At 61.1% G+C, this 16,422-nt stretch carries 17 protein-coding genes; 5 read left to right on the forward strand and 12 right to left on the reverse strand.

Translation table 11 applies throughout. From position 1 onward, the window contains the following. Window positions 1–63 precede the first annotated feature (63 nt). Window positions 64–558: a peptide deformylase gene (locus tag BS629_RS29855; protein WP_018242135.1), complete on the reverse strand. Its 495-nt coding sequence runs from the start codon at window positions 556–558 to the stop codon at window positions 64–66. A gap of 242 nt (window positions 559–800) precedes the next feature. Between BS629_RS29855 and mgtE the strand changes: the two genes are divergently transcribed. Both mgtE and BS629_RS29865 read left to right on the forward strand, forming a co-directional pair. Then, entirely contained in the window at window positions 801–2,216 is a 1,416-nt protein-coding gene (mgtE, locus tag BS629_RS29860; RefSeq protein WP_018242134.1) for a magnesium transporter, read from the forward strand. Between the two features lie 63 nt (window positions 2,217–2,279). Beyond that, window positions 2,280–2,672, forward strand: a complete 393-nt coding sequence (locus BS629_RS29865) for a MerR family transcriptional regulator (protein ID WP_018242133.1) — start codon at window positions 2,280–2,282, stop codon at window positions 2,670–2,672. Window positions 2,673–2,696: 24 nt separating this feature from the next. Here the strand turns inward: BS629_RS29865 and BS629_RS29870 are convergent, their stop codons facing one another. From BS629_RS29870 to rpiB, 3 genes are all read right to left on the reverse strand, one after another. Continuing rightward, window positions 2,697–3,686: a heparan-alpha-glucosaminide N-acetyltransferase gene (locus tag BS629_RS29870; protein ID WP_018242132.1), complete on the reverse strand. Its 990-nt coding sequence runs from the start codon at window positions 3,684–3,686 to the stop codon at window positions 2,697–2,699. Next, window positions 3,686–4,450, reverse strand: coding sequence for a DUF599 domain-containing protein (locus tag BS629_RS29875; RefSeq protein WP_026188402.1), 765 nt, complete (start codon window positions 4,448–4,450; stop codon window positions 3,686–3,688). The genes BS629_RS29870 and BS629_RS29875 overlap by 1 nt, the downstream gene beginning before the upstream one ends. 246 nt (window positions 4,451–4,696) lie before the next feature. Continuing rightward, on the reverse strand, window positions 4,697–5,146 hold the full coding sequence (gene rpiB, locus BS629_RS29880) for a ribose 5-phosphate isomerase B (RefSeq protein WP_018242130.1): 450 nt from the start codon (window positions 5,144–5,146) through the stop codon (window positions 4,697–4,699). 312 nt (window positions 5,147–5,458) lie between these two features. Here rpiB and BS629_RS29885 point away from each other — a divergent pair, with 312 nt between their 5' ends. Further along, the gene (locus BS629_RS29885) at window positions 5,459–6,655 is read left to right on the forward strand and encodes an acyltransferase family protein (protein WP_018242129.1); all 1,197 of its coding nucleotides are present in this window, start codon (window positions 5,459–5,461) and stop codon (window positions 6,653–6,655) included. Between the two features lie 3 nt (window positions 6,656–6,658). On the opposite strand, the gene BS629_RS29890 is transcribed toward BS629_RS29885, so the two are convergent. After that, window positions 6,659–7,096, reverse strand: coding sequence for a VOC family protein (locus BS629_RS29890; RefSeq protein ID WP_018242128.1), 438 nt, complete (start codon window positions 7,094–7,096; stop codon window positions 6,659–6,661). A 447-nt stretch (window positions 7,097–7,543) separates the two neighbouring features. Between BS629_RS29890 and BS629_RS29895 the strand changes: the two genes are divergently transcribed. Together BS629_RS29895 and BS629_RS29900 are read left to right on the forward strand one after the other, a co-directional pair. Next, window positions 7,544–8,947 (forward strand): L-serine ammonia-lyase, encoded by a 1,404-nt coding sequence (locus BS629_RS29895; protein WP_026188401.1) that lies wholly within the window; start codon window positions 7,544–7,546, stop codon window positions 8,945–8,947. Window positions 8,948–9,008: 61 nt separating this feature from the next. After that, window positions 9,009–9,446, forward strand: a complete 438-nt coding sequence (locus BS629_RS29900) for a DUF1489 family protein (RefSeq protein ID WP_026188400.1) — start codon at window positions 9,009–9,011, stop codon at window positions 9,444–9,446. Window positions 9,447–9,536: 90 nt separating this feature from the next. On the opposite strand, the gene BS629_RS29905 is transcribed toward BS629_RS29900, so the two are convergent. The 7 genes from BS629_RS29905 to BS629_RS29935 all read right to left on the reverse strand — a co-directional run bounded on the left by BS629_RS29905 (window position 9,537) and on the right by BS629_RS29935 (window position 16,355). Further along, entirely contained in the window at window positions 9,537–9,812 is a 276-nt protein-coding gene (locus BS629_RS29905) for a hypothetical protein (RefSeq protein ID WP_003559631.1), read from the reverse strand. 113 nt (window positions 9,813–9,925) lie between these two features. Then, the gene (locus tag BS629_RS29910) at window positions 9,926–11,524 is read right to left on the reverse strand and encodes a D-alanyl-D-alanine carboxypeptidase (RefSeq protein ID WP_018242125.1); all 1,599 of its coding nucleotides are present in this window, start codon (window positions 11,522–11,524) and stop codon (window positions 9,926–9,928) included. 134 nt (window positions 11,525–11,658) lie between these two features. Further along, entirely contained in the window at window positions 11,659–12,444 is a 786-nt protein-coding gene (locus BS629_RS29915; protein ID WP_018242124.1) for a hypothetical protein, read from the reverse strand. 204 nt (window positions 12,445–12,648) lie between these two features. After that, window positions 12,649–13,254 carry a transglutaminase-like cysteine peptidase gene (locus tag BS629_RS29920; RefSeq protein WP_018242123.1) on the reverse strand — a complete coding sequence of 202 codons (606 nt, stop codon included), beginning with the start codon at window positions 13,252–13,254 and terminating at the stop codon, window positions 12,649–12,651. A 383-nt stretch (window positions 13,255–13,637) separates the two neighbouring features. After that, window positions 13,638–14,603 carry a prolyl aminopeptidase gene (pip, locus tag BS629_RS29925; RefSeq protein ID WP_018242122.1) on the reverse strand — a complete coding sequence of 322 codons (966 nt, stop codon included), beginning with the start codon at window positions 14,601–14,603 and terminating at the stop codon, window positions 13,638–13,640. A 371-nt stretch (window positions 14,604–14,974) separates the two neighbouring features. Then, entirely contained in the window at window positions 14,975–15,586 is a 612-nt protein-coding gene (locus tag BS629_RS29930; protein WP_018072182.1) for a PilZ domain-containing protein, read from the reverse strand. 124 nt (window positions 15,587–15,710) lie between these two features. Then, a complete protein-coding gene (locus BS629_RS29935) occupies window positions 15,711–16,355 on the reverse strand; it encodes a PAS domain-containing protein (protein WP_018242121.1) in 645 nt (214 codons plus the stop codon). Window positions 16,356–16,422: the final 67 nt, after the last annotated feature.

Raw genomic sequence — 16,422 nt, forward strand, 5'->3', positions numbered from 1 at the left:
TTGCTGGAAACGCCGGCAACGGCGAATGGTTCGGCATGGACGGCGATTTGTCGGCCGTGATTGTCAGCCCTGGGCCTTCTCCCATTTTTTCACGAGACGGTCGCGTTTCAGCCGTGAGAGGCGCTGTAGCCAGAAAATGCCGTCGAGCTGGTCGACCTCGTGCTGAATGCAGATGGCAAGGAAATCTTCGGCACCGTCCTCGTGCATGGCGCCCTCGGCATCCTGATAGCGGAAGCGGATCGCCCGCGGGCGCGTGACCTCATCGGTCGCACCGGGCATGGAGACGCTGCCTTCGGTATGGGTCAACGTCTCCTTCGAAAACCAGGTGATATGAGGATTGACGTAGAGGCGCACGCCGTCGGCCTTGTCGAGTTCCAGCACCGTGACACGGTTGAAGACACCGATATGGGCGGCGGTGATGCCGACGCCAGGGGCAGCGCGCATCGTCACCAGCAGGTCGTCGGCAAGCGCGGCGAGCGAGGAATCAAAGGCCGTCACCGGTGCGCAGACAGTCTTCAGGCCCGGATGTGGATAGCGCAAAATTGGACGGATGGGCATGGGGCAGGCTTCCTCTGCTTGGACGGGTGAGGAAACTATCGCCGGCCACGAGCATTGTCATCACGAAGCGCGGTTTGCCGCTTTACGACACGGGTGCTTTGGGCTAGCAGGGGCCAAGAATTCCGGCTGCGGGAGCCTCGCGCGGGATTCGCTTATCCGCTTGTTGATAATGTGTTTTCAGCCGACATTTGCGAATGCGGCGCGGCAGTCGTTGAAATTCGAACCAGATGCGAGGGCGGCAGATGACGACGACCGATGAGGAAGACCGCATCCGCAGGCGTCCCGATGACGAGGACGCTGATATCTACGACGAGGACGGCAATGTCCGCAGCGATTTCCTGGCGCTCGTCGGTGCTGCGATCGCCGATCGCGACACGCTGTTCCTGCGTCAGAACGTTGCTCGCCTGCATGAATCGGAAATAGGCGACCTGTTGGAATCGATCCAGCCGGATCAGCGCCTGGCGCTGGTGCGCCTGCTCGGCGACGATTTCGATATGACGGCGCTGACCGAGGTCGACGAGGCGATCCGCCGCGAGATCGTCGACCAGATGCCGAACGCGCAGATCGCCGCGGCGATCGGCGAACTCGATTCGGACGACGCCGTCTACATTCTCGAGGACCTCGACAAGGAGGACCGGGAGGAAATCCTTGCCCAGCTGCCGTTTACCGAACGGGTGCGGCTGCGCCGGGCTCTCGACTATCCCGAAAGCTCGGCCGGGCGCCGCATGCAGACGGAATTCGTCGCCGTGCCGCCGTTCTGGACAGTCGGCCAGACGATCGACTACATGCGCGACGAGGAGGATCTGCCCTATTCCTTCTCGCAGATCTTCGTCATCGATCCGACCTTCAAGCTGCTCGGCGCCGTCGATCTCGACCAGATCCTGCGCACCAAGCGGCAGACGAAGATCGAGCAGATCATGCGTGAGACCAACCATCCGGTCCCGGCCGAGATGGACCAGGAGGAGGCGGCCCAGCTCTTCGAGCAGTACGACCTTCTCTCGGCTGCCGTCGTCGACGAAAACGGCCGGCTGGTCGGCGTGCTGACCATCGACGATGTCGTCGACGTCATCCATGAGGAGGCGGACGAGGACATCAAGCGCCTCGGCGGCGTCGGCGACGAAGAGCTGTCGGACAATGTGCTGTCGACGGTGCGTTCGCGCTTCCTGTGGCTTTTGATCAACCTCGGCACGGCGATGCTGTCGGCAAGCGTCATTGGCCTGTTCGACGCCTCGATCGAGAAGATGATCGCGCTTGCGGTGCTGATGCCGATCGTCGCCTCGATGGGCGGCAATGCCGGCACGCAGACGATGACGGTGACGGTGCGCGCGCTCGCCACTCGCGATCTCGACATCTACAATGCCGGCCGCATCATCCGCAGGGAGGCGGGTGTCGGCATCTTGAACGGCATCGTCTTTGCGACGATCATGGGCGCGATCGCCGGTACCTGGTTCCACGACTACCAGCTCGGCGGGGTGATTGCGGCGGCGATGATCATCAATCTGATAGCGGCAGCCCTTGCCGGCATCCTGCTGCCGCTGCTGCTCGACAAGATGGGGGCCGACCCGGCGATCGCCTCTTCCGTCTTCGTCACGACGGTGACGGACTGTACCGGCTTCTTCGCCTTTCTCGGCATCGCCACATGGTGGTTCGGCATCTGAACCGCCAAAAATTGACTATTACGTAAAAGTCAATATTATCGTCTGTCCGACGACGGGGAACACATGCCGGTGAACAAGTTTTATAGCATAACGGAGCTGACGCGCGAATTCGGGGTCTCGACGCGCACGCTCCGCTTCTACGAGGACGAGGGATTGATCCATCCGGAGCGGCGCGGGCGCACCCGTCTGTTCCGGCAAGCCGACCGGCGGCTCATCGCCGAAATCCTCCGCGGCCGGCGCATCGGTTTCACCATCGCCGAAATCCGTGAGATCATCCAGGTCTACAAGGAGCCGCCGGGCGAACTCGGCCAGCTGAAGCTCCTGATGAAGCGCGTCGACGAGAAGCGCGACGACCTGCGCCAGAAGCGCAAGGATATCGACGACACGCTGGCGGAACTCGACGCTATCGAAGAGACCTGCCTCGGCCGCCTCGCCGAAATCGGCGTCACCACCTGATCAAGCGCCGTATTGTCGGCGAATTCATTCTGCCTCGGCGCTGCATTCGGCGGCAATGGTCTGGACCCGCTCGTCGTTCTGTATATCGATCGTGCCCGCCTGAAGCGGCGTGAACAGGGCTTGCGCCTGCAATTTCTCCAGCGTGCACCGGCAGAAGCTGCGGCAGAGCGCTTCGCCTTGCTGCATGACGCAAGAGGCGTTGCATTGCCTTAGGTAAGTCGCAACCGGATCCGGCGCCTGCGGTGGGACGACGAGGGACAGCCCGTAGGCGATAGCGATCAACACCGGCTGGTGGATGAGGTAAAAGGCAAGGCTGTGGCGGCCAAGCCTCGCCGGCCACCAGGAGCCGGTGCCGATGGCCGCAAGCCGGTGCAGCAACCGGGTTCTGATGGCGATCGAGGCGATGCTCAATCCAGCGAAGAAGGGCGTTGCCCAGGGAAACAGCGGCACGTAGTCGTTGGACCGTTCCGGCATCACCGCAAGGCCGATCCAGGCGAGATATCGGGGATCGAAGAAGGATGAGCGCAGCAGGCCGGGCGGGCCGAAATTGTCGGTGATCCAGGCGGCAAAGAGCGCGAGCGTGGCGATGAGGGTGAGGGCCAGCGGCAGTCTCAAGAAGACGATGCCGATGAGCGAGAGCACCGCGATACAATGCAGGATGCCGAAATAGATCCACTCGTCCGGCATCGCGATGCGCGTGGCGATCGAGATCACCGCGGCTGCCGCGGCAATCATGCCGAAGCGCTTCCAGAAGGAGGGCCAGCGAATCTCGGGCTTGCTCGACAGCACCAGGCTGATGCCGACGATGAAGAGAAAGGTCGTGGCGATCGCCCGGGCATAGATCTTCAGCCAGCCGGTCTCGGCCGTGCCCGGCGCGAGATAGCCCATAAATTCCATATCCCAGCTGAAATGGTAGCTCGCCATGGCGATCAGCGCGACGCCGCGCGCCGTATCCAATAGACCGATGCGCGGTGGCCTTGCCGCCGCATCGGTTTCCGTTGCCGGCAATGTCATCAAAGTCCCTCGGGCAAATCACGTCCGTCGCTCGACGGCATATCGCGGCGAATAGCAGAAAGGTGGAGATTTGATGGCGGGCCGGCATCCATGATCGCCAGTCGCGCCTCCGAGAAGAATTGCCGCCGCGCCAGCACGAAGATGACGATCGCCGTCGTCATCATGAAGACATAAGGGTTGATGAACCAGCCGAGATAACCAATCGACAGGAAGATCGCCCTGAGGCCCTCGTTGAAATTGCTGCCGGCAATGACATTCATGCGGATGACGCGTTCGGCGGCCCGCTCGGCGGCGATGATGTCGCGCTCGCTGTCGCGCATCATCGGGATCGAGCCGAAGAGAATAGTGCAATAGTTGAACAGCCGGTAGGACCAGCCGAACTTGAAGAAGGCATAGCCGAAAAGCGCTGCCAGCCCGCCGACCTTCATCTCGAAAACGGCATGGCCGCCATGGAAGACGAAGGGCAGGTCGGCGAAGACGGCGTCGACTTTCTCCGTCGCGCCGAGCAAAGCAAAGCAGCTGCCGATCGCGAAGATCGAGGTCGAAGCGAAGAAGGCGGTGCCGTTCTGCAGGCCGGCCATGATCTGCGTGTCGATCATCTTCAGGTCGCGGCGCAGCGAATTATAGATCCACTCCCGCCGCCGCTCGGTCATCGCATGGGTGAGGCTGGTGCGCCCGAAGAAGGTACGGCCACGCAGCAGCCAGGAATAGCCCATCCAGACCCAGGCAAAGAAGGCCAGAGCGATATAGTCCGCCGTCGTCATCAGTGATCCAGTCTCCGCATGAATGCGGCCAGTATGCCGCAAGTTGAATTTTGCCGCATGGCCGAGTTGGGCGGCTTGACGCGGGCTTTTGGCCATGCGGCAGTTCGGCATAATCGAGTCGTCGGGAAACGACGAGGCTTGGTGGATAGCCGACCGGCATCTTCTGGACCTAAATGTAGCAATGCGGTGATCCGTCAGCTTGGAGATTCGGGGCGGGACCCAAAGAAGAAGAAGAAAAGGACGGCGCTACCCCTCCAGCGCCTCAATCATCTCCACCCGCGTTGCATGCCGGCCGCCTTCGAACTGGGCGGTCAGGAACGCATCCACGATATCGAGCGCCAGCCCTTCGCCCACCACGCGGACGCCAATCGATAGCATGTTGGCATCGTTGTGTTGGCGGATCATGCGGGCCGAGAATGTGTCGACGCAGACGCCGCAACGGATGCCCTTGACCTTGTTCGCCGCCATCATGATGCCCTGGCCGGTGCCGCATAGAATGATGCCAAACCGGCAATCGCCGGAGGCGACGAGCCGCGCCGCCGCTTCACCCTGCTTAGGATAGTGTGTGCTCTCCGGCGTCGTCGGTCCGATATCGACTGCTATCCAGCCTTGCGCCGCGATATGACCGGCAATGGCCTGCCGGAGCTGAATGGCGGCGTGGTCGCTGGAGAGGGCAATGCGGTTGGTGGCTGTCATGGAGAAGCGGTTCCGTTTTCCAAAGCAATTTGCCGTCTTGGAGATGCACCCTAGCGCATCGGCCCGAAAATCGGAATCGATTATCGGAAAGCACGATGCGAGAGTTAGAGCGTCGCGATCTTTCAGATCCGCTTCTCGTGCTTGAGGCCTTTGTTTTACGCATGTCGCTGTCGGAAAACCGCTGCACAGTTTTGCGCGACATGCTTTAGCGTAACGCCAGTCTAGAGGTGCACGGGCAGGGCACCGCGTTAACCGCTTGTAAAGTCGTGATAGCCAATGTTCAGGACTGAAAACCTGATTCAAAAGTGACCCATGAGCCGGCCGGATTACATTCCCAGTCTCGATGGCCTGCGCGGTGTCGCTGCGCTCCTGGTCGTTGAAGCCCATATTGGCTTTATCTTTCCAATCACAGCGCCGCATCTCGTGACGGTGGGCGACGAAGCTGTCGGTTTGTTTTTTGCTCTCAGTGGCTTCCTGATGGCTCATCTCTATGGTTCACGGCCGGTGACGAGAGAAAACGTCTTGGATTTTCTTGTGAGCCGCTTTGCTCGCATCTATCCGGTTTACCTGGCGGCCGTCGTTTTCGTGGCGATGCTGTCGATCATGCAAAATCTGCATTTTGTTCAGCCTATCGTTGGCGTCACAGATTTTGTGCGTCATGTCTTTCTTCTCGGCTCGAGCGGTGTTTTCTGGTCGATACCACCCGAGATCCAATTCTATCTGCTCTTTCCTGTCCTGTGGCTTTGCCTGGCCCGACCGCACCGCTATAGCGGCGTGATTGTCGGCCTCACGGTGGTCGTCATCGTGGATGGCCTGGTTGAATTGCCAGGCCCGGGAATAGTGCTCGTCTCCAAGCTTCCTTACTTTCTTTTCGGCGCAATTGCCGGGATGATGCATTCCCATTGGAATAGATGGAATCCATCTGCCCTCACAGGAATTTTAACGCTTTTCCTTCTGGCGGTGTTCTTCACTTACAGGCATGTCTCGTCGGGCTTTTCCCCTGAATTTTGGAGCCTGCAAAGTGCGGTGGCCGCGGCCGTCATTGTCGGGCTCGTCGCTCGACAACCGCCCATCGCTGCACATGCCCTGGCAGCTGCACCAGTACGGTTTCTAGGGAAGATCAGCTTTTCACTTTACCTTTTTCATGTCCCCATAATGTTCCTGACGCGTCTGACCTTTGATGCCTTGATGCCAGAACCGGCGCTCATCGTGGTGACGCTTTTCGTTGCGGCAATCGGGGCATGGTTCATCCACGAGACGATCGAGGTTCCCGGTCGGCGGCGGCTGGTCCAGCTATGGCAGGATAATCGCTTGCGGATGGTTCCGCGCGAAACTCCGGCTGATCAAATGGACAGCGCGATCCTCAACCTGCAAGAGATCGAAAAGCGCCTGCTGCACGGCGCAACTTCAACCATGGCCGATCAACGACAAATCTCGACGACGCCCGAACCCGATGCCGCCGACGGCACGGTCATTCAGGATAATCGCAACGGGAAGCTTCGCGCATAGCGCTCAGCTGAGTTCTTGGGCGAGTCCGATGAGAAGCCCTTCTGGCCCGCGGATGTAGCAGAGCCGATATGTGTCTTGATAATCCACTATGTCGCCTACGAGCTGCGCGCCGCGCTTGCGGAGCCTTTCAAGCGTCTCATTGATGTCGTCTACGGTGAACATGACGCGGAGGTAGCCTAGAGCGTTCACCGGGGCATTGCGGTGATCCTCGACGACAGGCGGCGTGAGAAAGCGGGAGAGCTCGAGCCGGCTGTGGCCATCAGGTGTGCGCATCATGGCAATCTCGACATGCTGATCGCCCAGTCCAGTGACACGTCCGGCCCATTCTCCTTCGATCGTGGCCCGCCCTTCGAGCTCGAGGCCGAGTTCGCGAAAGAAATCAATCGTCACTCCGAGGTCTTCGACGACGATTCCGATGTTGTCCATCCGTTTGAGCGCCATAAGTCCAATCTCCCAATCTGCAAGGTGTCGTCTCGTCTAAGAACGGACAGGTTTCTCAACCTTGCCCGACCCCCATCCGGGGAGCCCGCATCAACGAAGGAGTTCAACTTGCCGGGCGCTGTCCAGGCCGGCCTCCGTCAGTCCTGTTGCATCGACGTCTGTAGGACATTGGGAGCCGGTGCAGACTGTCAAGATAAGGCAACCAGTTCTTCCGCCGCATAGTCTTCATCACCCCAGCGCTTACGGCCAGATCGCGATTCCGAAAATCGGATTCGATTTTCGGAAAGGATTATGCGCAAGCTCAAAGTGCTAGCGCGTCCTATTGGAGTCGCGGCGCTCTAGTCTGCAGTCCGAATGTCGCACCGGCTCCATGCGATGTCGGTGCGCCGCACGGATTCGAAACCGGCCTCGCTTAAGCTTGCATCCTCATATTCAGAAGGCGCACCCATGTTTCTCTCGGTATTCGATGTCTTCAAGATCGGTGTCGGGCCGTCGAGCTCGCACACGATGGGTCCGATGTCGGCGGCCAACCGGTTTCTCGAGCTGATCCTGTCGAACGAATGGCCGCGCCCGTCATCGGGTGCACAGGTCACAGCGATCAAGGTCAGCCTGCACGGCTCGCTCGCCCATACCGGTATCGGCCACGGCACGGGCAGGGCTGTCATTCTCGGGCTGATGGGCGAGGCGCCCGACAGCGTCGATCCCGACAAAATGGACGGCATCGTCGACACGGTAGAGCGCACCGGCCGCATCATACCGGAGGGCCATCCCGGCTATCAGTTCCAGCCGAAAACCGACCTGATCTTCGACAAGAAACAGCCGCTGCCGGGGCATGCCAACGGCATGGTCTTTTCCGCCTATGACAGGGACGGCCGGCTGCTCGTCAAGCGCATCTATTATTCGGTCGGCGGCGGCTTCGTCGTCACTGACACCGAGCTGGAGCAGATGCGGGCGAAGAAAAACGCGGCTGGTGGGACGCGCGTGCCCTATCCCTTCTCCACCGCCAAGCAGATGCTCGAGATGGCGGCGCGCTCCGGGCTGTCGATCGCGCAGATGAAGCGGGCGAATGAGGAGAGCCAGCGCAGCCAAGAGGAGCTCGATCAGGGGCTCGACCGCATCTGGGAGGCGATGCGCTCCTGCATCGAGCGCGGCCTCAAGGTCGAGGGCATCATGCCCGGCGGCCTCAACGTCAAGCGGCGCGCCCGCAGGATTCACGACAAGCTGGAAGAGGAATGGCGCAGCAACCGCATCAACCCGCTGCTCGCCAATGACTGGCTGAGCGTCTATGCGATGGCGGTCAACGAGGAGAATGCAGCCGGCGGGCGCGTCGTCACGGCGCCGACCAACGGCGCGGCCGGCGTCATCCCGGCGACGATCCGCTACTACGAGCATTTCCATGAGGACTGGGACCAGAACGGCATCCGCGACTATCTGCTGACGGCCGCTGCGATCGGCGGCATCATCAAGCACAATGCCTCGATCTCCGGCGCCGAGGTCGGCTGTCAGGGCGAGGTGGGCTCGGCAGCGGCAATGGCTGCCGCGGGCCTTGCCGCGGTCATGGGCGGAACGCCGGAGCAGATCGAGAACGCCGCCGAAATCGCGCTCGAACATCATCTCGGCATGACCTGCGATCCGATCGCGGGCCTGGTGCAGGTACCCTGCATCGAGCGCAACGCGCTCGGCGCCGTCAAGGCCGTCACGGCAGCCTCGCTCGCCATCAAGGGCGACGGCCAACATTTCGTGCCGCTCGACGCCTGCATCGAAACAATGCGCCAGACCGGGCATGACATGAGCGAGAAATATAAGGAAACCTCGACCGGGGGGCTCGCCGTCAACGTCGTCGAATGCTGAGTTTGTGGATGCTTGATGCTTGAAGCTTGACGCTCGCTGCCAAAAGGATTTCAACGGCAGCATGGCATTGCATCTCATCAAACTCTGTGTCGGCGCCGACTCGATAGACGATCTGCGCGAATGGGTGGCGGAACGCTCACTGCGCGCCATCGCCGCCGGACTCGAGCCGCATTCGGTGCATACGACGCGCATGGCGCCGAAACGTGTGGAGGAGCTGCTTGACGGCGGCTCGCTCTACTGGGTGATTAAGGGGCAGGTGCAGGCGAGGCAGAAGCTGCTCGACATCGAGACCTTCACCGACGGCGAGGGGATTTCGCGCTGCCGCCTGATGCTCGGCCCGGAGGTCATCGAGACGGTCGTGCAGCCGAAGCGTCCGTTCCAGGGCTGGCGTTATTATACTGAGGATGACGTGCCGCGCGACCTGACAAGCCTTGGCGCCGGCATTGCCGAAATGCCCGCTGATCTTCGACGCGAACTTACGGACCTTGGTCTGCTCTAATCCCGGAAAACCGGAGCCGATTTCCGGAAAGGTTTATGCGTGGATTGAACGTCTTCCGCGCGTCCTTTCGGACGCGCGGCGCTCTGCAGTTCAGCGCAGGCGCAACTGCACCGGCGCGCTGCCGTCCGGCGAGGTCACATGCAGATGGATGCGGGCTTCGGGCTGGGAGTAACGCCAGGCGCGGGCGCCATGGCACAGCAGCAGATTGATGAGATCCCGGGTCTTCGGAGACTTCGCCTTCGGCCGCTGCAGGCCGATCTCGGCAAGGCGTAAGGCCGCCTCGTGCAGCGGATGGAGGGATGAGCGCCCTTTAGCCGCCATGCGGCGGTCGGCTGGCACTCCTGGAAAATTCTCATTGATCGCCATTGTTTTCCCCGTACGCAATACTGATCGAGTTCAAGAAAGGTGGCCGGAAACGCAAACACCGATTCCGGCCGTCACCGATGCCGCCGGCCATCTTGCAGGCAGCATCGAATAGCTCATTGGGCAGCCGCCCAGCACTTGATGCCGGCCTTCTTCAAGGCCTTGCAGGCATTGACGGCGTCGCGCTGGTCACCGAAGCCGCCGAAGCGGGCGCGATAAAGCTGGTCACCGCCAGCGGCATAGACGACCGCGAAGGGCTTTGCCGAGGCCAGCGCCTTGCCGCCCTTGCTCTTGGCGCTTTCCAGAAGATCCATGGCCATCTGCCGGCTCGGCGAGACGCCGACCTGCACCACCCAGCCGGCCGGACCGTTGCTGGTTGAAGCAGCACGAGTCGGGGAGGGAGTGGTCGAGGCGGTGGTGACCTCATCGACCGAGGTATCGCCCTGTTCCGGCGGCATATAGGCGGGTGCCGGCGTCGGCACAGCGACCGATGCCTGCTGCTTGAAGGTCATGGTCTTGACTTTGGTCGGCGCCGGCATCGGCGCCACCAGCGGATTGTCGGATTTCGACTGAGCGGTCTCGGCATAGGCGACTTCGGTTTCGGCAACCTGATAGCGCGCATCCGGCAGCGGGCCTTTGTGCGGCAGGCTGAGATCGGCAGCCGCTGCTGAAATCGGCGGCTGCGCTGCGGTGATCGTCTTTGCGACCTGCTGTTGGGCCATTTGCGGCTGAGCTTTCTGCTGGGCCTTCTTCGGCAGGACCGGAGCGGGCGTCTCGATCATCGCCGGGGCAGGGGCTGCCTGGGCGATCAGCGCCGACGATCCGCCGCGGCTCGATGCCTTCGGCAGGTAACTGGCGATCAGATTGCGCATCTGGGCATCGCGGGCAGGCGTCGAGGCGCCACCGAGAACGACGCCGACGATCGACTTGCCGTCGACCTGCACCGAGCTCACCAGATTGAAACCGGCAGCGCGCGTGTAACCGGTCTTGATGCCGTCGACGCCGCGCACCGAACCGACCAGGCGGTTGTGGCTGCGGATCGTGCGGCTGCCGAACTTGAAGGCGCGGGTGGAGAAATAGCCGTAATATTGCGGGAAATGCTGGCGAAGGGCGATGCCAAGGCGGGCCTGGTCGCGCGCCGTCGTCATCTGCGCCGTATTGGGCAGGCCGTTGGCGTTGCGATAGGTGGTGCGCGTCATGCCGAGCGCATGCGCCTTGGCGGTCATCAGCTGGGCGAAGCGATCTTCGCTGCCACCGCCCAGCATTTCGCCGAGCGCAGTTGCGGCATCATTGGCCGACAGGGTGACGAGACCGAGAATGCCCTGCTCGACGGTGATCGTGCCACCGGCGCGCACGCCGAGTTTGGTCGGCGCCTGGGCTGCCGCATGGGCGGAGAAGGGGACCGGCGTATCGAGGCGGATGCGACCCTGCTCCAACGCCTCGAAGGTCATGTAGAGGGTCATCATCTTGGTCAGGGAGGCGGGGTATTGCAGCCGGTCGGCATTCTCACTGTAGAGAACGTTGCCGGTCTTGGCGTCGACGACGATGCCTGCATATTTCGGATTTGCCGCTTCCGCGTCGGCATTCACCGAATCGACCAGGACGATCGTGACGGCCACCGAAAGGATCGCCAGCAGCTTTGCGAAAAAACTGCCGGATCGGGACGATGATACGGAGGAGACTGACCTTGACACTATTCCACTCTTCGCTTGCATTTCAGATATTTGGCACTTCACATTTCGGCAGGAACCGCACACCTCCCGCCGCACAGCTCGTCTTCTAAAATTACCGGTTGGGCGTTACCAATCCGTTTATGATGAATCGTTTATTTCGCTGTCCGGAGAGCATTTTAGGGACTTGTCGCAGAACGGTTCACAAGACGCGCGTCCACAAAGGTGCGGATAGCGGCATCAATATGTTCCCAGTCGTCGAGATGGCTGCTTGAGAAACGGTAGAGAACGCTGAGATCCCTGCCGACCTTGATATCGCGCTGACAATCTCCGCCCGCAGCCTTATCTGGGGCTGAAGGCAATATGCAGCGCACGACGTAATCCTGCCCACCCTTGATGGGCGCCGTCAGCAGCACCTCATCGCCGTAACCCGCATCGGCGCGAAGACGGTGCAGCGTCAGCCCGTCCCGGAAGGACTCGGCCGGGCCTTCAAGCAGATGCGAATAGATCGGTTCCAGCCGCCCGGACATGTCGCGCGACATGGTGCTCTGGGTGATCTGCAGGAAGATCAGCCCGGAGGATTGAGCGATATCGTCGAATCGAAGGTGGTTTTCCTTGCCGTAACCCTGCATTTCAGGCCAGGCGAGGTAGAGATCGACGCGCTCGGCCGCGCCTTCGTGTCTTTGACTCGGGAAGCGGATGGCATTCTCGGGGAATTTCACGGTGTCGCGGCCGATGGCCAGCTTGATTTCAGCCGTGCTGTCGGTGTTGCCGGCAAGCGAGATATGCCGGCCGAACCAACGGCCGCCAATGCTGATGGCAACAGTCAGGACCGCCAGAACGGCGATCACCGCCATCGTGCGGAGGAGAAACCCCATGGAAAGAAGCGGCTGCTCGTCGGGTGCGCTGTGCGCGGCATGGCTCATGGCGGTTCTTCGGGTTTCGGTCCGCCGCAGGAAGAACATGAGCCGCCGGTGCCGATGATGAATCTCATCGTCATGATCGGACCAGCAGGGTTAATAATTCGCTAATGCGCTGATGGCGTAAGGCTCAAAAAGGAGCGAGCCGTTCCCGGGACAGCGGGAACGGCTCTTGGGCACCGGTCGGGGACGGGATGCGGGGACTGACCGGGCCGCAGGCAGCAGCCGGCATTGGCCGGCAGGCTGTTCTTACTTGACGCTACCGACCGCGACAGCGCGGCCGTCCTGAAGCTTCGACCAGCGGGCCGGATCGTCGGCGGACTGGCGCTTCAGATAGGTGTATTCGGTATCCGACCACAGCAGCACCTTGTTGCGCATGTTGTCGAGGATGAAGTCGCCGTGATCGGTGCGGACCGTCAGCACGGCATGGCCTTCGCCATTCGGCTGCAGCACGACGGTGATCAGCGTGTCGGACGGCGAGAAACCGTCGTCGATCAACATCTTGCGCTTCAGCAGGGCGTAATCCTCGCAGTCGCCGACGGTGCGCGGATAGGCCCAGCGCTCTTCGACCCCGTAGATCTGCTCATCCGTCATCGGCTGGATCGTCGAATTGACGGTGTAGTTGACCTTGAGAATTTCCTTCCAGCGATCCTCGTTGAGGATGGCCGGTCCGGCATCGCCGCCAACTTCGACACATTCCGTCGGATTCGCCTTGCAGAATTCATAGTGTCCGATCGGCGGGCTGGCATTGCCTGCCAGTACCATGCTGGCGGGCATTGCCTGTCCCGAACCCGCCATTGCCATCATGATGGCACCGGCCAGAAGGCCGCCTTTCAGGATATTCGCAGTTGTCATTGCCGTCTCCCCGTAAGTTGAGGTGACAATGGCACAGACGTTTTTATCTCACGCAAAATTACGCAATAGAATTAAAGGCTTAGTTGATTCAAATGCCGATAAAACTTGGCTAAAAACAGATTCGAATGCGCATAAAATTTGACGCGGATTTGTTGCGAAATCGATTAAAATTGTAATCAACGCAACAAGGCTTTCGCCCGCGAAGGGGTTGCGTTGCCGCCCGCATGTTAAGGATTTTCGTTGAGCCGGGTAAATCTCAGCTGCCGGCTGGCGATCTGCGGCAACGCGCAGCCGGCCGGCGATGCCGCTGGAATGGGCCGATTCGGCCGGTTCAAAAGCAGAATGTCGCTCAGATCCTCGATTCCGGCAGGAAATTATTTTTGCTAGTTATCGCGAAATCGATCGGTGGCACCGACGATCGCCGCGCTCATATCGGGATTTGCGGTGGAATGGGCCGCATGCGCAAGGATGCTGAGCTCGCTTTTCGGCCAGGCGCGGGCCAGTTCCCAGGCCGTGACGAGCGGCGCCTCGATGTCGAACCGTCCCTGCAGCAGGATACCGGGGATGCCGGTGAGCCGCGCGGCGTTCTTCAAAAGCTGGGCGTCCTCCAGCCAGGCGCCATTGCTGAAGTAGTGGGTGATGATGCGGGCCCGTGTTAGCAAATAGGCCGGATCGGCCCAGCGGCGCGGCAGGCCTTGGGGATCGGCGAGGAGAATCGAGGCCGCCTCCCAATCATGCCAGTCGCGCGCCGCCTTGAGGCGCGTCTCCGGGTCCGGATCGTTGAGGAGACGATGATAGGCGGCAACCATGTCCTCATCTCGTCCCTGGCTGCCTGGGGAAACCGCCTGGCGGAAACGGTGCCATTCTTCAGGAAAGAGCGGCGCCATGCCGCGATAAAGCCAGTCGATTTCCGAGCGCCGGGTGGTGGTCACGCCTGACAGGACGACCGCGGAGACACGCTCCGGATGGGTTTCGGCATAGGCCAGCGCCAGCGTCGAACCCCAGGAATTGCCGAAAAGGAGCCAGGCCTCGATGCCGAGACAGGCCCGCAGCCGCTCGATATCGGCAACGAGATGCCAGGTGGTGTTGAGGGAGAGATCGGTTTCGGGATCGGCAGCGCTCGGCAGGCTGCGGCCACAATTGCGCTGATCGAACAGAATGATTCGGTAGGCATCGGGATCGAAATAGCGGCGCGCCGTGGGCGAACAGCCGGAGCCAGGGCCGCCATGCAACACCAGCGCCGGGCGGCCCGCCGGATTGCCGCAGGCCTCCCAGTAGATCTGGTTGCCATCGTCGGTATCGAGCAGACCATGATCATAGGGTTCGATTTCGGGATAGAGAGCTGACATCGGTGCGCCTGCGGTCGAAGCGGACCTTATCCATCATCTCGCTGACAAAGGGAAGACGGGTGAGGGCGGAGCGCTCTGGGACGCAAAATCACCGCACAATTTTGGGCGACCTCGTTGGGTGCCGATCGGTGTCGCAGCTTGTTCCACACATAATATAATCTACCGCCTGGGTGGAACGACTTGCGACAGGAATTCACGCTGCGTTCCAAAGCCAGATTTGTAGCCGCTTGCAAAGTCGTCGCGGTGAAGTGCAGGCTTTTCAACACGACCTGACCGGGTGCGCACCGGACCTGGCAATCGCGTTCGATGGAAGTCTGTCGAGAATTGGCACCCGCCACGGAATCCGTGGCATCGCCCATTTTCAGCAGCTCTTAAAGGAATTCCCGCAGCGTCTCGCGGGACTGGATCGACAGGAATTCGATCGCCACGCCTTCGACGAAGTGGCGCACGACGCGACCACGCATGTTGCCGAGGCGCACGGCCGTTCCGATCGAAGGGCGCATCTCGACGTCGACGGCAGCGCCCGACAGCGAAAGGTCCATGATGCGGCAGGAATAACGCGTGCCGTCCTCGAGCGTCAGCTCGGTCTTCGTGTCGCGTGGCGTCAGACGGTCGTGGCGGCGATCCTCGGGCAGGCCGAGTTCGTGCTTGTTGGCAAGCCAGGTGAGCTGGGCCGCGAGTTTCTCGCGTTTCCGGTCGGTGGCGTTGATCGACATGGTGAAGCCACGGCCATCGATCGTCTGGACATAACCTTCGACGCGGCCGAGATGGTCGATATAGGCGACGACGCGTTCGTTGGCGCGCGGCCGGCCGGGGCAGGTGACGTACATGTCGCCAGGCGACATGTCGATCACCATGCATTCGAATTCCTCGTAGTTCGCAAGCATCAGCCGGCCCTGCATATTGATGGGCACGCGCTGGAAAACGCCCTGTTCAGGGCGCGGCGCAGGTCGTTGCGTCTGAGCTGGCTGGAACGAGTGCATCAAAGGGCTTCTTCATCAAAATCGCAGAGACCGATCTTTACCCACAATCCATTAACAGAAGGTTGTTTCGCCCAGTCCCGACATAGCGGAAAACGAGTATATCAGATGTCCTAAAATGGGACCGTCAGCGAACCTCCACGCTCAGCAGCTGCGACACCATGCGGCGCATGACCTGCCCGAAATGGATGCTTTTGCCGGCGACGATCCTGTTGGTGGGGCGCAGTTTGGCCGGCGCTGGCTTGTCGAATTTACCTGGCAGCAGGCGGCTGCGGTCGAGCGCCAGGAATTCGAGCGGTACGATCTCCAGCCAGCTCGCGGCCACGGCCGGCGCGATCGCGCCGAGCAGCCGGTCGCAGGCGCCGTCCGGCGAACGCAGCGGCATCATGATAATCTCGAAGGAGGCCTGATGACCGACGGTGCTGTAGCCGGTGGCGTTGAACAGGGCCGGCATGGCATGGTCCATGACGCCCATCGCCGTGCGTTCGATGTCCGCGAGCTGACTATTTGCCCAGAGAGACGAAAAACGTTCGCCGCGCAGGTCACGCCCAAAGAGATCACAGATGCGGGTGCCGGCGAGCCGGAAACCGATATCTCCGCCCTCGCGCCTCTCAAGAATAAACAGACTCTGGAGCAGGTGGGGGACGGCGGAGGGTTCGACCTGTGATTTCAGCGGCGCATCGGCAGCGCCGCGGATACGGTTCCAGTAGTCAAAAATTTCGATGGTCGTTTGCACACGCATTTCACACCAACCTGTCCCATTCCGGATCATTTTCGGGCAGTCATTGCCCGTACAGGCTCTACTATGCGGATTTCATGCCAGATCGCGGCGGTTAAGG

This window comes from Rhizobium leguminosarum bv. viciae USDA 2370, assembly GCF_002008365.1.
Lineage (GTDB): Bacteria > Pseudomonadota > Alphaproteobacteria > Rhizobiales > Rhizobiaceae > Rhizobium > Rhizobium leguminosarum.

Bases quoted from the DNA above. Each gene is read 5' to 3' on its own strand.
- BS629_RS29930 (WP_018072182.1), bottom strand. From the start codon at position 15,586: ATGCACTCGTTCCAGCCAGCTCAGACGCAACGACCTGCGCCGCGCCCT.
- BS629_RS29865 (WP_018242133.1), top strand. From the start codon at position 2,280: ATGCCGGTGAACAAGTTTTATAGCATAACGGAGCTGACGCGCGAATTC.
- BS629_RS29895 (WP_026188401.1), top strand. From the start codon at position 7,544: ATGTTTCTCTCGGTATTCGATGTCTTCAAGATCGGTGTCGGGCCGTCG.
- rpiB (WP_018242130.1), bottom strand. From the start codon at position 5,146: ATGACAGCCACCAACCGCATTGCCCTCTCCAGCGACCACGCCGCCATT.
- BS629_RS29855 (WP_018242135.1), bottom strand. From the start codon at position 558: ATGCCCATCCGTCCAATTTTGCGCTATCCACATCCGGGCCTGAAGACT.
- BS629_RS29935 (WP_018242121.1), bottom strand. From the start codon at position 16,355: ATGATCCGGAATGGGACAGGTTGGTGTGAAATGCGTGTGCAAACGACC.
- BS629_RS29900 (WP_026188400.1), top strand. From the start codon at position 9,009: ATGGCATTGCATCTCATCAAACTCTGTGTCGGCGCCGACTCGATAGAC.
- BS629_RS29920 (WP_018242123.1), bottom strand. From the start codon at position 13,254: ATGACAACTGCGAATATCCTGAAAGGCGGCCTTCTGGCCGGTGCCATC.
- pip (WP_018242122.1), bottom strand. From the start codon at position 14,603: ATGTCAGCTCTCTATCCCGAAATCGAACCCTATGATCATGGTCTGCTC.
- mgtE (WP_018242134.1), top strand. From the start codon at position 801: ATGACGACGACCGATGAGGAAGACCGCATCCGCAGGCGTCCCGATGAC.
- BS629_RS29905 (WP_003559631.1), bottom strand. From the start codon at position 9,812: ATGGCGATCAATGAGAATTTTCCAGGAGTGCCAGCCGACCGCCGCATG.
- BS629_RS29890 (WP_018242128.1), bottom strand. From the start codon at position 7,096: ATGGCGCTCAAACGGATGGACAACATCGGAATCGTCGTCGAAGACCTC.
- BS629_RS29875 (WP_026188402.1), bottom strand. From the start codon at position 4,450: ATGACGACGGCGGACTATATCGCTCTGGCCTTCTTTGCCTGGGTCTGG.
- BS629_RS29870 (WP_018242132.1), bottom strand. From the start codon at position 3,686: ATGACATTGCCGGCAACGGAAACCGATGCGGCGGCAAGGCCACCGCGC.
- BS629_RS29915 (WP_018242124.1), bottom strand. From the start codon at position 12,444: ATGTTCTTCCTGCGGCGGACCGAAACCCGAAGAACCGCCATGAGCCAT.
- BS629_RS29885 (WP_018242129.1), top strand. From the start codon at position 5,459: ATGAGCCGGCCGGATTACATTCCCAGTCTCGATGGCCTGCGCGGTGTC.
- BS629_RS29910 (WP_018242125.1), bottom strand. From the start codon at position 11,524: ATGCAAGCGAAGAGTGGAATAGTGTCAAGGTCAGTCTCCTCCGTATCA.